The 13305-nt window shown below is 59.8% G+C and carries 20 protein-coding genes and 1 tRNA gene; 3 read left to right on the forward strand and 18 right to left on the reverse strand.

Features of this window, described 5'->3' with window-relative positions:
• Positions 1-3: 3 nt before the first annotated feature.
• The 3 genes from ihfA to AC1RMG_RS00335 all read left to right on the forward strand — a co-directional run bounded on the left by ihfA (position 4) and on the right by AC1RMG_RS00335 (position 808).
• Positions 4-306 (forward strand): integration host factor subunit alpha, encoded by a 303-nt coding sequence (ihfA, locus tag AC1RMG_RS00325; protein ID WP_002553164.1) that lies wholly within the window; start codon positions 4-6, stop codon positions 304-306.
• Complete coding sequence (locus AC1RMG_RS00330) at positions 287-643, forward strand: MerR family transcriptional regulator (RefSeq protein WP_007920509.1); 357 nt, start codon at positions 287-289, stop codon at positions 641-643. The genes ihfA and AC1RMG_RS00330 overlap by 20 nt, the downstream gene beginning before the upstream one ends.
• Positions 644-731: 88 nt before the next feature.
• A tRNA-Pro gene (locus tag AC1RMG_RS00335) sits at positions 732-808 on the forward strand.
• 69 nt (positions 809-877) lie between these two features.
• Here AC1RMG_RS00335 and AC1RMG_RS00340 read toward each other — a convergent pair.
• From AC1RMG_RS00340 to AC1RMG_RS00425, 18 genes are all read right to left on the reverse strand, one after another.
• On the reverse strand, positions 878-2074 hold the full coding sequence (locus AC1RMG_RS00340) for a tyrosine-type recombinase/integrase (RefSeq protein ID WP_401155008.1): 1197 nt from the start codon (positions 2072-2074) through the stop codon (positions 878-880).
• 337 nt (positions 2075-2411) lie between these two features.
• Positions 2412-3224: a DNA cytosine methyltransferase gene (locus AC1RMG_RS00345; RefSeq protein WP_493167867.1), complete on the reverse strand. Its 813-nt coding sequence runs from the start codon at positions 3222-3224 to the stop codon at positions 2412-2414.
• 677 nt (positions 3225-3901) lie between these two features.
• Positions 3902-4141, reverse strand: coding sequence for a hypothetical protein (locus AC1RMG_RS00350; RefSeq protein WP_493167868.1), 240 nt, complete (start codon positions 4139-4141; stop codon positions 3902-3904).
• Complete coding sequence (locus AC1RMG_RS00355; RefSeq protein ID WP_493167869.1) at positions 4138-4563, reverse strand: hypothetical protein; 426 nt, start codon at positions 4561-4563, stop codon at positions 4138-4140. Before AC1RMG_RS00355 ends, AC1RMG_RS00350 begins: the two co-directional genes overlap by 4 nt.
• Before the next feature lie 49 nt (positions 4564-4612).
• Positions 4613-5197 carry a hypothetical protein gene (locus tag AC1RMG_RS00360; RefSeq protein ID WP_493167870.1) on the reverse strand — a complete coding sequence of 195 codons (585 nt, stop codon included), beginning with the start codon at positions 5195-5197 and terminating at the stop codon, positions 4613-4615.
• Positions 5190-5432, reverse strand: a complete 243-nt coding sequence (locus tag AC1RMG_RS00365; protein WP_493167871.1) for a hypothetical protein — start codon at positions 5430-5432, stop codon at positions 5190-5192. The genes AC1RMG_RS00360 and AC1RMG_RS00365 overlap by 8 nt, the downstream gene beginning before the upstream one ends.
• 86 nt (positions 5433-5518) lie before the next feature.
• Positions 5519-6256: a hypothetical protein gene (locus AC1RMG_RS00370; protein ID WP_493167872.1), complete on the reverse strand. Its 738-nt coding sequence runs from the start codon at positions 6254-6256 to the stop codon at positions 5519-5521.
• Positions 6249-6446: a hypothetical protein gene (locus AC1RMG_RS00375; protein WP_493167873.1), complete on the reverse strand. Its 198-nt coding sequence runs from the start codon at positions 6444-6446 to the stop codon at positions 6249-6251. The genes AC1RMG_RS00370 and AC1RMG_RS00375 overlap by 8 nt, the downstream gene beginning before the upstream one ends.
• The gene (locus tag AC1RMG_RS00380) at positions 6439-7473 is read right to left on the reverse strand and encodes a hypothetical protein (RefSeq protein WP_493167874.1); all 1035 of its coding nucleotides are present in this window, start codon (positions 7471-7473) and stop codon (positions 6439-6441) included. Before AC1RMG_RS00380 ends, AC1RMG_RS00375 begins: the two co-directional genes overlap by 8 nt.
• Positions 7474-7476: 3 nt before the next feature.
• Positions 7477-7731, reverse strand: coding sequence for a hypothetical protein (locus AC1RMG_RS00385; RefSeq protein ID WP_493167875.1), 255 nt, complete (start codon positions 7729-7731; stop codon positions 7477-7479).
• The gene (locus AC1RMG_RS00390) at positions 7728-8108 is read right to left on the reverse strand and encodes a hypothetical protein (protein WP_493167876.1); all 381 of its coding nucleotides are present in this window, start codon (positions 8106-8108) and stop codon (positions 7728-7730) included. Before AC1RMG_RS00390 ends, AC1RMG_RS00385 begins: the two co-directional genes overlap by 4 nt.
• Entirely contained in the window at positions 8105-8377 is a 273-nt protein-coding gene (locus tag AC1RMG_RS00395) for a hypothetical protein (protein WP_493167877.1), read from the reverse strand. The genes AC1RMG_RS00390 and AC1RMG_RS00395 overlap by 4 nt, the downstream gene beginning before the upstream one ends.
• Positions 8378-8419: 42 nt before the next feature.
• The gene (locus AC1RMG_RS00400) at positions 8420-9031 is read right to left on the reverse strand and encodes a 3'-5' exonuclease (protein WP_493167878.1); all 612 of its coding nucleotides are present in this window, start codon (positions 9029-9031) and stop codon (positions 8420-8422) included.
• Positions 9032-9092: 61 nt separating this feature from the next.
• Positions 9093-10856, reverse strand: a complete 1764-nt coding sequence (locus AC1RMG_RS00405) for an AAA family ATPase (RefSeq protein WP_493167879.1) — start codon at positions 10854-10856, stop codon at positions 9093-9095.
• 6 nt (positions 10857-10862) lie between these two features.
• Positions 10863-11936 (reverse strand): DNA translocase FtsK, encoded by a 1074-nt coding sequence (locus tag AC1RMG_RS00410; RefSeq protein WP_493167880.1) that lies wholly within the window; start codon positions 11934-11936, stop codon positions 10863-10865.
• An 11-nt stretch (positions 11937-11947) separates the two neighbouring features.
• Positions 11948-12148, reverse strand: a complete 201-nt coding sequence (locus AC1RMG_RS00415; protein ID WP_493167881.1) for a hypothetical protein — start codon at positions 12146-12148, stop codon at positions 11948-11950.
• A 6-nt stretch (positions 12149-12154) separates the two neighbouring features.
• The gene (locus AC1RMG_RS00420) at positions 12155-13096 is read right to left on the reverse strand and encodes a hypothetical protein (protein WP_493167882.1); all 942 of its coding nucleotides are present in this window, start codon (positions 13094-13096) and stop codon (positions 12155-12157) included.
• Positions 13093-13302: a hypothetical protein gene (locus AC1RMG_RS00425; protein WP_233322120.1), complete on the reverse strand. Its 210-nt coding sequence runs from the start codon at positions 13300-13302 to the stop codon at positions 13093-13095. Before AC1RMG_RS00425 ends, AC1RMG_RS00420 begins: the two co-directional genes overlap by 4 nt.
• Positions 13303-13305: the final 3 nt, after the last annotated feature.

Genomic DNA, 13305 nt, shown 5'->3' on the forward strand with positions numbered 1-13305 from the left:
CGTATGGGGGCTCTGACGAAAGCTGAAATGGCCGAACGTCTCTACGAAGAGCTAGGCCTGAATAAACGCGAGGCCAAGGAATTGGTCGAGCTATTCTTTGAAGAAATCAGGCACGCTCTCGAAGATAACGAACAGGTCAAATTGTCCGGTTTCGGTAACTTCGACCTTCGGGATAAACGCCAGCGTCCTGGCCGCAACCCGAAAACGGGTGAAGAAATCCCGATCACGGCGCGCCGTGTGGTCACCTTTCGTCCAGGGCAGAAGTTGAAGGCCCGAGTTGAGGCTTATGCTGGAACCAAGTCATAACGACGAGCTCCCGGTCATTCCGGGCAAGCGCTACTTCACCATTGGTGAAGTCAGTGAGCTCTGTGCGGTCAAGCCGCATGTGCTGCGTTATTGGGAGCAGGAGTTTCCTCAACTCAACCCCGTCAAGCGCCGCGGAAATCGCCGGTATTATCAGCGCCAGGATGTGCTGATGATCCGGCAGATCCGCGCGTTGCTTTATGACCAGGGGTTCACCATCGGCGGGGCGCGCCTGCGTCTTTCCGGTGATGAGGCCAAAGACGATACGACCCAGTACAAGCAATTGATCCGTCAGATGATCTCTGAGCTGGAAGATGTGCTTGTAGTGCTAAAAAAGTAATTCTCTGTTTTAAATACTTCCACTTTTCAAAAGCTTGCGGTATATTCCTCAACGTTTCCTGAGAAGTGAAACAGATTTCACGCCTAGTCGGGGCGTAGCGCAGTCCGGTAGCGCACTAGCATGGGGTGCTAGGGGTCGAGTGTTCGAATCACTCCGTCCCGACCATATTTTTCAATGACTTAGCCCAATCTTCACAGGTTGGGCTTTTTCATGCCCAGGGACTTTTGCGGGGGTTCAACCCGTTTTCCTCCTCAAGATGGTCAGTGCCGGCCCTCGCGAATCGGTCGCTGATACTTTGTTCGCTGCCTCAATCAGATGCTGCAGCTCCGGGGTAGAATAGTGGCTCGTAATGCTGCCGTTCTTATGTCCCAACAATGCCTTCCGATCTTCTTCTGTCACGCTTGCTGCACGTAGCCTTCTGCCAAAGGTGTGCTTTAAGTCGTGAATCCTGATCGATCTGAACCCGGGGTGCGCGGGTGTCCGGTGGTCCTTCTCCCACTTGTCTGCTGCGCGCACTCTGGCTTTCTTCCATGCTGAATCATTCATCCGATGCATGGCCGTGGGCCCGAATTGATCTGGCTGTCCATAGGGGAACACCAGCTCCCTATGTAGGCCGCGCTGACCATCAATGATGGACATCGCTACTTTGTTCAGAATCACCAGGCGTTCATCGCCGTTCTTCACTCCAGCCTTGGCGCTTCGTCCACCAAACCCGGCCGGTATCAGAAACACGCTGGTACTGAGCTCAGGCACCCGTATCTCCCAATCCCACCGCAACTTGCAAACCTCCTGTTCCCGGCATCCGGTATTGACCTTGTAGAGGGCCATCCTCAACAGGTGATCCGGCAGTTCGGCAAAAAGCATGGATTGCTCTTCCCAGGACAGCGGGTAAGGTTTCCGGCTGGACTTCTTTTCCTCCATCATCGATATCATCGGCACGCTATCAAGCCACGGCCGCTTTTCTGCATCCCGCCACTTGCGATGGCAAAGGTTCAAGATTCTGACGACTCGTTGCAGGGCGATGTTCACCGTCCTGTTCGATACCCCCGGCTTAACCTTGCCCTGCGCCGTCTTGGTCGGCTTCTGGCGGTCACGCACAAACGGCGCCAGGGTTCCGTCATCGATGTGCGTGATCGGCAGATCGCCGATATACGGGTCAAGCTGTTCAAGATGCGAGGCGGATAGCCCGATTGATGGCTGGTCCTTGAACTCCACCAGAAAGCGGGTAGCAGCTTCGCGCCATGTTCTGACCTGTCGCACGCCGTAAACCTTTTCCTGCCGAAGCTTCTCCAGCCGGTGGATCAGGTACTGCTCCGCTTCCTCCCTTTCGCTTGCTCCAGTGCTTTCCTGAAGTCGGCTACCTCTGACGACTTTGTCGATGTGCCAAATCCCGTTCCTCTGGTAGAGGCCTGAGATCGTTTTTCGCGCCATTTCTTAACTCCTTGGCGCCCACTGCGGGGCGGATTGTTGTCCTCATTGCTCGCTTTTTCAATTGCGACCGACTGGATGTAGGCATCTGCCCAGGCGTCGAGCTCGTTGCGATCGAATGCAACACCCTGTTTTCCAATGCGGATTTCAGTCAGGTGCGGCCTGACGGTGTTCTTGAATTCTTCTCTGCACATACCGAGGTATGCGGGAGCCTTCATTGCTCTGATGAAGCGGGGCGCAAGCTCTACGGCCTGCGCTGCCTTTGTATTGGCCATAGGGATTCCTCGCCCGCCATCGCCGGCAGGCTTTCCGATTATTGAGTGGGGTGTTTTAAGCTGCGTCAGTTGTTGCTTGAGAGGATGGTGAATGCTGTTGCTGCCACTCGCGGAACTTGTCCATTGCCAAGGGCTTTAAGCCTGTCCACCCGGTTGGCCACCCCATGAGCCATTCGACCCACGCTGGATTCAGGGGGCCATTCATTTCCTCGGGAGTGACCATTGTTTTCATTTTTCTGCGCGCTCCGGCTCCTCCCCATTTGCACAGGGCCGCTCCGCCGGATGAATTCATTGCTGTCGGTGTTGGCCACATCTTGACCGCACTGCTCAACCCCCAACCAGCCGTCTTGCTTGAGCCTGGCTGGTTGTGGTTCCCGTGCACTGTGGGAGTTGGCCAGCAGCCAGATACGATCACGGATATGGGGCGCTCCACAGTCGCCCGCTGAAACACAACACCACTGCGCGTCATACCCCATTTCGGCAAGGTCACCGAGGACCACGGCAAGTCCTCTTCCCACAAGCAAAGGTGAGTTTTCCACGAAGACGAATTGAGGTCGTACCTCGCCGATGATTCGTGCCATTTCACGCCAGAGGCCGGAGCGGGCGCCATCAATACCGACGCCATTCCCGGCAGCGGATATGTCCTGACACGGGAATCCGCCAGAAACCACGTCAACAAGTCCGCGCCATGGCTTTCCGTCAAAACTGCACACGTCAGACCAAATCGGGAAAGTTGGGAGGGCTCCATCGTTTTGTCGTTGCGCCAGAATCTGTGCGGCGTAGGCATCACGCTCAACGGCGCAGACGGTGCGCCATCCGAGGAGGTGGCCGCCGAGTATCCCGCCACCAGCGCCTGCGAAAAGAGCCAGCTCATTCATTTATCCTCCATGCAGCCGACTGCCTCGCCGGCTGGCGTGATTCGTTGATGGGTTGGTTTAGGATTTGTCTCATCGCCGCCGGCGTTGCGCCGTGGCACTGTCTCTGCGTTCGCCCGGTTCGTTGTCAGGCTGCTGCAGCGGCCGGCTTATGCCGGGCCGGGCGGACTCTTCACTTTCCGTCGCGTTGACGTTTTCGAGCCGCTATCACCAAGGCCTTTGAGCAGCTGCCAAGGCCTCCGACTACGTCTTCTGGGAGAATCGCTGCAGAGCAATGCGGACACAGCGGAGCCATTGTTGTGCTACGCCATGCTTGATCTATCACCTTCGCCGCTCGGCTACGGATCTGGAAACTCTCGGCTTCGGCCAGTTCTGCCGCTCGCCGGTTGATTCGATTCGTTCCAGCGGAAAACACCTCAACTAGGCCCAGGAACGCTTCGAACGGCTCGACTTCTGATTCACAGTCGCTGCACCAGATTCGGCGCTCCTTATCGTCGTACACCATCCTTTTATGCCGGCAGGTGGTTGCTGGTCGGCGAGTCAGGCCCCGGGCAACTCGAAGGTCTTCGATCTGAACGACCTTTACGCCGTATGCCCAGTCTTGCGGCTCGATTGGCACGTCGCTCATGGCCTTGGCCCCGTGTAGATGTTCCAGATTGCGAAGAGCAGGGCGGGGAGGATCATGGCTGCACCTCGTCAGCAAGAGCCCAGCATATCTGCCGGGCATATGGAGAAGGCACGCGCTTGACCTCGCCAGACTTCTCCAGACGTTGAAGCTGGCGGCGAACCCAATCAGTTTTCAGGCCTTTGTGACCTTTCATGGCCAGGCCGTTGCGAATGACGTATGTCATCTGCTGCGAGCCCCAGGTGATGATCTGTTCCTTGATTTCGGCGTCGGTAGGCATTGATTTATTGATCATGGCTGCACTTCCCGGCGCGCCCACTGCACATAGGGGCCGTCCTCGGTATCGAAGATACCCATGAGGAACCACTCTGGTCCTGGAGATTCGGGATTCCAGGCGGTGCATGCAGCATCTTCATCTGGGAGGTCGTAGGCTTCGTCGCCAGAGTGCCAGCCTTTCAGCTCCAACCCCTGCGCCTTGACCCAGGCAATGTAGGGCGCCGGGTCTTCGCCTTCGCCAAAGCTCGGAATATTTGGGTGATACCACCAGCCATCCTTGTCGCGTTGGACCTCCACGGGGCCGAAGCGATTGGGGCTGTGCGTCGCGCAGGGCATCACGTAGAGCACGTCGGAATATTCGCCACCGCCGGAGCTGAAATTCATTTCGCAGCCGCACTTCGCCGGCGCGCCGTTGATGAACACAATCTTTTCTTCAGGCATGACTTCGTCCTTAGCCGCTATAGCGGCTGACTTCAATGTGGGGGAGGGGTTACTGCTGGGGAGGGGGGGGCATCGGCTGCCAGTGGGTCGGCTCGTCGTCTTCGCAGAAACCGCCATCCCAGGATGCCCAGTTGGCGCCAGAGTCGTACTCGACCTGGCCGAGATACTCGCCGGTGGTGGAATGGTGCTCAGCGTGGGACTTGCTCCACTCGATCCAGGCACCGGCTGTGACCCGGTCACCCTTGCGCAGGATGATCTCGGTTTCATCCTTCGGCGCTGTCTCGATTGGGAGCCACTGCTCAGGCAGCACCGCCGCAACCGGCGCGGACTGCTCGGCTGGGCGGGTGTAGAGCGGGTCGCGAATTGCTCCACCGCTTGGAAGCGCATACAGCTCGCAGTCCTGCATCTTGCGGCCAGTCATCCAGCGCAGCCTTCCACCCTCTGCGACCGCCATGTGCTGCAACGCCACCGGCTCGCCCTGGTGCTGGGCGGCTGGCTTGGCGAGAAGGGCGCGTAGCTCCGCCGCCATTTCACCGCGAGCAGCTTTTCCTTCAGCGGCATCACGGTCCAGAGCGTTCAGGATCATCGACAGAATGCTGCGCAGCTCACGCGACATGCTGATTTCGTTATTCATGGCTCACCGCCTTTGGCTCTAGTCTGGATAGCCTTTCCCTAAGCAAATTGATCTCGTCTTGGTACTCGTCAGCTAGCTTTGCCAAGTCATCGAAATTAACCCAGTTGCCGTGCTTTTCTGGAACGCGGATCACGCTACCTTTTTCGTCTTCGCCGCCTCGCCAGAAGTTGAAACGTGGGAGTTTTTGGGCTTTGTCCCAAAGGTCATAACCTTCACGGGTTTTGATGTTTCTCATTGGCATAGCTCCGCCAGGCCGCTGCTGCGGCTGACTTGAATGTGGGGGAGGGGGAGGTTTTTTGCGGGAGGAGTACAAATGTACTCCTATCGGGGGTTGGCTGGATCGCCTTTCACGGCCAGGCCCTCTACTGCCTTGCTGTAGATGAACTTGATCAAGTCCCAGGGGATAAAATGACTTTGACCATATTCCCCTTCACCGTCGCAGATTTCGCAGCCTTCCGATGGCTCTTCAAGCTCTCGGCATTCCGGGCACTCGTGCGTGGATTGCAACTTGAACTCGCCAAGCAACAGGGCTTTGGCTCCATTCTCGGCGGTAAGCCGGCGGGGCATGATGCAGTAGCCGTCGGGCACCACCGCAACCGGCGCGGGCTGCTCGGCGTAGGCCAGTTGCACGCGGTACAGCTCAGGATGCCTTTCGCATTCCGCCACAATATCGCGGCACGGCACGCCATCGGCCCACGATTTTGCATCGTTGACCCATTCACCCGCGCCATTCCGCCTGAGCAAGCAGTGCGCCACCGGCTCGCCCTGGTACTGCTCAGCCTCCAGAAGTTCGCCCAGTCGGTTATCGATACAGGTCAGGCATACATAGCCGCCCATGTCGTCAACGCGGAGCGGGGTGTGTTTGCGTAGACCACATCCGGCGCAATTGGTCGCCTGCTTGGAGCTATAGGTGAATCTCTCGGCCTGGTGCTGGGTGGCTGTCTGGCCGAGAAGGGCTTGTAGCTCATCCATGTACTGGCTGAACTCGTCGAACTCCATGCGCCCGAACGCCATCGCCTCCAGCTTGTCACGCGGCAGGCTGATCATTCCGTTACTCATGGCCCACCTCCAGCAATTCACCTGCGATACCCAGCATTCGTTGGCAGCGAGCTTTCAGTTCCTCCAGCTGAACGACTGCCTTGTCTCGCTCGCCTTCTGCTTTGCGGGCTCGCTTGTAGTAGTGCGCCGCCAACTGACGGCAATCCGCATCAGATTTTTCCTTAAGAAATGCGGTTGAGTGCTTACTCATGGCTCGCGCCCTCGGTGGCCTTGCTGTCCAGCATTGGGAGCCAGCCGACAGGAGTGCCCTTGCCTTCAACAAAGTGATCATGCGTCCAGCACCAGCCGGCGAACTTCCATTCGTCGATCTCGTCGTTTTCGAAGTTGTTTGCGCCGATTGTCGGGGCCTGATCTGCGTCTTCGGTAGAGTGATCTTCGAACTCGACGAGCAACCGAAGCATGGTTCCGTCACGCGGCGCGGTGGCCATATCTCGCCAGCCTGGGTTGTGATCCTCTTGCGCTCCGCAGGCGGTGCAGATCAGCAGGAACTCACCGTCGTCTGTCCATTCGTGCTCGCAGGGCTTGGTGCCCGGCTCTGCGCTGGCGGATAGGGCTTTGATCTCATCCAGCAAACTTGCAGGAAGGTCGAAGTCTTCACCATTCACAACGGCGAGCCGGCACCTCTCAAGCAGCGCATCCCGCTCGGCCAGTACACGCTCAAACTGAGCGTATCGCTGATCGTACTTGTAGTCAGACTCGGCGCCCATTAGGTCCAGGCGCGTAACTTCTGCGCGAAGTTCTTCGACCACCTTCTCCAGCCGCTTTGCCTCATCGAACCAGTCACGCCGCGAACCTTCGCGGTCGTGGAGCTGGAAGGTCTGATCGTCGTCCTTCTGGTCCGCCGCGTTCAGGCGCTCTTGCAGGGCTTTGCACTCGGCGGTGACGCGGTCGAAGTCTTCAGAGGCAACCCAGTCGCCTTCGTCCTGGGGTCCGCTACAACTACCGTCTTGCCACATTGTGTACCGCTTCACTTCACTCATGACTCTTGCTCCTTCAATTGGCTTACAGGTACAGGGCAGGCGCCCCTGGTTGCAGTCGCACATGGGCATGGTGTTCCTCCCGGGCGCGTAACTCGGCCATGGCAACTGGCGCGCTCTGCTGCATTTGTCGTGGTTTCCGTGGGCGCGCTGCTTGCCGCACTGGTCACAGGTGAAGTTGAGATCCAGCGCCTTCATCGGGGCGCCGCGGATCTTGGTCTTGCGGCGAAGGGTGGTCATGGCTCACCTCCAGTACGTCACGCCATCGTTGCAGAGCCAGCCAACTTTCCCGGGTGAATAGGTGGTGACCATTCCGCTTTGACCATTGGCGCTGAATCCATAGCCAGTTGACGTGGTTTCAGAGATCTCACCTACCTTCTTGCATTCGTGACTCTGAGAGAGTTCGTTCCAGTCTTTGGCTTCCTTGACAGCCAAATATCCAGTTGCGGCGAGCAAACCCAAAAATGCGCCTACAGCGCAGATGTCGGCGAAAGTCACGACGCCTCCTTCAACAACTGATTGCCGATCTTGGTGATTGCCGCGCGGATACGTGCTCCGGTGCGCTGGATGTCGCGGCGCTCGTCCATCAGGCGTGCAGTTGCCATGTAGCCGCAGTCTTCCTCGTCGTGATCCTTGTCCGGCTCGCACTGTTGGATAGCGTGAACCCAGCCGTGCCAGACGATCACCTCGCCCTTGTTCAGGTCGTGGACATCTGGATCGCTCCAGTAGCGATCACGGTAGGGCTTCAGGTCGAAGTAGGCGCCATCAGCATCGTTCTGCACCTGCTTGATGGCCTTGCCGTTCTCAAACAGCTTTGTTCGGTACAGGGCGTAAGCGACGGCAAGATCTGTTAGCCGTTCGGCGGGCGTTTTCATCCTGCCTCCTTGAGCAAGTCGATGACGATCTTCACGCCGCTGGCCACGCTGGACGGCTGCTGTGCGGCGTAGATGGTCAGATTGCGGATGATCTTTTCCACCACCTGGGGCCGGCGGATATCGGCGCCAGCTGACTGGACAACGTCCACGGCGTACTGCTTGCCCTCCAGTTCCATGACGCGGTTGATCGGGCCGGTGATGATGATTTCCGGCAGCGGCGGGTTGGCCAGCACCTGGACAGGCGCCGGCTGGTGTGCGGATTGGTTCATGGGCACCTCACAGAAAGGCGCCCACGCAGGGCGCCAGCAGGGTTAAGCCACCTGGGTTGGCGGGTTCATGGCGAAGTAAATGCGGGCGCATGCCTCGGTGTCAGGTCGGGCGCGGTGACCACCGACCAGCACTTCGCCGGTGAAATGCAGCAGGGCCTCGGCAACGGATGGCTGCTTGAACTGGCGGCCACGGCCGGCGGCGATCATCTTTTCGGTGGGCGGGCACTTCACCAGGGCGGTGCTGTTCTGGCAGGTGCAGTACTTGGGCCCGTCGCGGAACTCGTCCGCGGTGGCGTCGTCCATGAAGCGCTTCAAGCCGATGCGCAGAATGCGGTCATCGAACGAAACGTTGTGCGCTACCCGCAGGCCGGCCTGGGCCATGATGCTCATGAACCCGGCGACCGCTTCGGCTTCCGGAATCCCTTGCTCCAGGGCCATTTCGGTGGTGATGCCGTGGATGGCCGCGACGTTGTCGGGGATAACCCACCCGTCTGGCTTTACCATCGCTTCGAACGAGTCCACCAGCACGCCGTCAGGTGTGTAGAGCAGGGCGCAGATATCAACGATGTGGGGTTGATCGGGGTGTTCGCTGGGCTCACGGAACAGGGGCAGGCCGGTTGTTTCCGTATCGAAGAAGCAGATCAATTCGGACATAGGTTTTCTCCAGGCGAAAAGAAGGCGCCCGTAGGCGCCGTGTGGTGTGCGTGGGAGGAAGTCAGCTGGCTTTCTGCAACTGCTGGTCACCGCCGGCAATACCGTTCTCGATCCAGACCGCATTGATTTCTGGCGGCAGCTTGGCGGGCTTCTCTTTCAAGGTGCCGCAGACAATGGCGCTGTCCAGGGTGCCGGCCTTGTTGGCCGCCATCAGCAGGCGGAACAGCTGACCGCGAGCGGGCAGGGGTGGCGGGTCGAGCACGTCGAAGCGGTCGAGGACCAGGAAGCGCAGGCCTGAATGCTCTGCGATGGCCAGGGCCAGCAGGGCGTCGACACGCCAGCGCTCCGACTCCGACAGCAACGTGTAGGTGCGCCCGCCGGCGGTGATCGCCATGTCGGCGGTGATCTGTACCAGCGGCCAGCCGGCAACCTGTGACCCCTTCGCCAAGCTGTCATTGAAGGGCTTCAAGGCGCCGGCCAGGATCTCGCCCGGAATGCCATCGGGTGCCAGCAGGTCGGCAATCAGGGTCCAGGCCTTGAGGTCGGCATGATGCCCGGCGGCGTCTGCTGCCTTCTGCGTGGCGGTGGCGATCAGGTCGAGGCGTTCGCGCATTGCTTCGACCTTGGCGTGGGCCGTGTCGCGCAGATTGCGCTGCACCTGTATTGCATCTTCCACACGCTTGAGCATTGCGTCGGTCACCGGCTCGCCGGCGGACTTGTCCAAGGCGGCCAGGTCACGGCCGGCCTGTTCGGCCTCTGTGACCGCCTTCTGGTCGTTGACCTGGGTGCGGGCCAGCAGGCTGTAGGCCTCGTTCGCTTTATTGAGGTCTGCCTGGGCGGTGGCCAGCTTGGCCGCGTCCGCGGTCTTGCCTTTGAACAGCTCCACCAGGCGCCCGACAACCTTCAGCTTGACGTGGCAGCTCGGGCACTCGCAGGGGCTTTCACCGTTGTAGGCCTGCACCTGCACTTCCGCTTCGCTGACCTTGGATTTCCAGCCTTCCAGCTCCTTGTTGGTGGCTTCAAGCTTGGCCTTGCGCCGCTCCAGTTGGGAGAAGGTTTCTTGCAGTTGGGCTTTCCGGGTTTCGTGGGTTGCAGCGGCATCGCGCCGGGCGTGCAGGCCGCCCAGGTGCTGATCACCCTTGCCGATTTCCTCGACTGCTTTGGCGTGGTCCGCTTGAGCCTGGGCCAGGTCGTCCTGGGTGACCTCCGGGGCGCCGTCTGGCAGTGCGGGGATGGTGACGATCCAGCCTTCGGCCTTCTCGCTGCCGTAGTTCTCGCCGGTGGTTGCCTTCCAGGCACCGCGGCTTTCGCTGGTGTATGCCTTGGCCTGGTCCTGGGCAGCGGCGAAGCCGCTCAACAGCAGCGGCTTGATTTTATCGACCTTGCCGGCGTCGGCGCCCTTGGCCAGCAACTTGTCGACCACAACCTGGGGTTTGCTGCTGGACTTGGTCAGGGCGAACAGCATTTTCCGGCGGCCCTTGTCGTCCTGGGCGGCGAAGGCCCCCGGGCGCAGTACAAACGGCAGATACTCGTCGCCTGTGGCGGTGGTGTGGTCGCCCTTGCCGGCCGGCAGGGTGTAGCTGCTGGCCACGTCGTCGTGGCTGACGATGATCTGGGCCTTGTCCTGGCCATCGGTGATCAGCTGCTTGTAGTCCTTCTTCAGGGCCACCCGCGCCTGGCCGCCCAGCGCCAGGTTGATTGCTTCCTGCAGGCTGGACTTGCCGGCGCCGTTCGGGCCGGCCACCAGGGTGATAGGTGCGTGCAGATCCAGGTTCGCCAGGCGCAGGCCCTGGAAGTTCTCGATGAAAAGATGATTCAGGCGCATGGCGGCTTACTCCAGGGTGAGGTCTTCGAGCTTGGCGAGGACCGTATAGGTGTTGTCGATCGATGTTTCGCCCTCGGCTTCCAGGGTGATCACCTCGTTATCGACCAGGCGCAGAAGCAGGGTGGTGGCTTGGTCGCTGTCGATAGCGAGCCGGCGCTGCAGCCAGGCGACGTCGACTGTTTGCGCGTGCAGGACCACCAGCTGCGCGGCGTCCTCATAGCTGTACTCGCCGAACTCCTTGCCGAACTGCTGATCATGCTCGGGCAAGGCTTCGCCGTGCTGCTCTGGGGCGTGCTCCAGGTCCACCTGTTCAGGCTGTTGAATGTCCGTGGCATCTGCAGCAGGCGCCGGGCTCTGTACCAGCACCTCGCGGCCGCCGTTGCTGTCCACCGGCGAGACGATGCCCTGGGCTTCCATCCAGCCCAGCATGCGGGCAGCGCGGTTGTAGCCGACTTTCAGGTGGCGCTGGACGGCCGAAATACTGGGGCGCCGGGTATCCAGCACGAACGCCACGGCTTCGCTGTACAGCGGGTCCTGGCCATGGCCTACGAACACCGATTCATGTTCGCCGTCGGGCTCGTCTGGGTCGTTTCGGCGCTGGTCGAACAGGCTGCCGGTCAACTCACTGCTGTGTAGCGGCAGGTCGCGCTGATCGCGGTCGGGCTGGATGAAGTCCAGGCCGTCGGCATAATCGTCGGGCGCCATCACCAACAGGCACAAGCGGCCTGCGCTGTCGATCAGGTCGTGCCGGTTCGGGTCCTTGGCGTCGACAATCGACGTCAAGGTCAGCTGCTTGGAGTTGAACTTGACCTCTTTCATGGTGACTTCGATTGTCGAGACGTTGCGCGAGCTGATGATGGAGATCGCGTTATGCGCTGCTTTCTCTGCTGCTTCGGTCAGGCGGTCGATAACTTCCTGCTGCTGGCCTTCGTTCAACTTGCCGTATGGCGAGTGCAGGTTTTTTAGCTCAAACAGGCCGGCATTTACCAGGTCATGCACCAGCAGTTCGTGGGCCAGGTAGGACGGCTCAACACCTGCCAGCTTGGCGCGATCAATAATTGCCTTGTGTTCCATGTTCATTGGGGACTTCCTCAGGATTTAGCGATGCGCTCAAGCGTCAGCTTTTGCGCCGGGCTCAGGTGGGTGTGGGCGCCGTAGCGCGCGAAGTTGGCCCGCATGTCTTGGGTGAATTCCAATTCCCAGGCGCCGCTGGCGTGAAGCTCAGCGGCGGCGAGTAGGGTTGTGAATTCCTCAATGCGGTCGTAGATCTCGACGACTGATTGAGCGGTCATGGCGGGTTACTCGAATGCCAGATCGTCGGGCAGATCGTCCGCTGTTGCGGATTCAGCTTGGTCCGTTGCGGTTTCGGCTGGTTTCGTTTCGGCTTCCCTGGCATCCGGAACGATTTCGCCGGTTTTCGGGTCAATCGTCTCGCTCTCTTCATCGATGACCGATGGTGGCTCGGGCTCACGGTTGCGCAAGTCGTTGACGTCTACGGCGTAGTTTCCGGCGCCGTCCGGAGTGGCCTCTATGAAGTCTTCCACTTCCTCGCGGCTTTGCAGGCCCATCAGTAACTCAGGGGCGTACAGGCGACCCAGCAGGCTGGCGGCTCGGTAGCGCAGCATGATCTCCGGCATCGTCAGCCACTTGCTGCCGTTCTTTGTCAGCCAGCCTTCGTCGATCGCCATCTGGATCGACACCAGCGGCCCGTCGAGGCGGTCGCCGGTTTCCTTTTCGATGACCCAGGCGCGGCACGTCTGGTGCTTGATCTTTGCTTTGCGCTGCTCGGTGACCTTCTTGCCGTCCTTCCAGAACGTGGCGGCGTAGCCAATTTCTTCCGACTTGCCTGGCTCGCTGATATCGAAGCGCAACGGGCTGAACCGGCCGCAGCTGTTGATCGACGCGATGATGAACTGGCTGGACCAGGAAGGGCGCCCCTCGATCACGTACAGGTTCTGCATGACCATGAGCGGGTCGGCGCCCATGCGCTGGGCCATGTTCAAAGCCACGATGCAGTTCGGCAGGCCGGCGCCGTTCGGCTGGTGACTGACGACCTTGCCGTACTCCTTGACCTCAGTGAATGCACGGTACTGGACTGGCACCAGGGTTGAGCCGGCCAAAGCCTTGGCCACACGTTGGATCTGATCGAATCCGGCGCCAGTCAGCAGCGACATGGGGGCGTCGTTTGGCTTGGCTACAGCGCTGGTCTGCATCTGCGCCAGGGTGGTGGGCTGAGTCATGGCTTTGCCCTCCGGGCTTCGTTGTAGTCGTTTTCTGTGGCTGTCTGGACCAGGCGGCGGTCTTCGATCTTTTTCTTCGGGTCTTCGTACAGCTTGACCTGGGCCTGATAGAACCGTTCGCGGTCCCAAACGCGGTGGTGGTTGATGACCGTGCGATGTTTTCCGGTCGGATCAATGAGGCGCACGTAGAAGTCTTGGGCATTCATGGG

This window comes from Pseudomonas sp. GW822-FHT04H02, assembly GCF_058800645.1.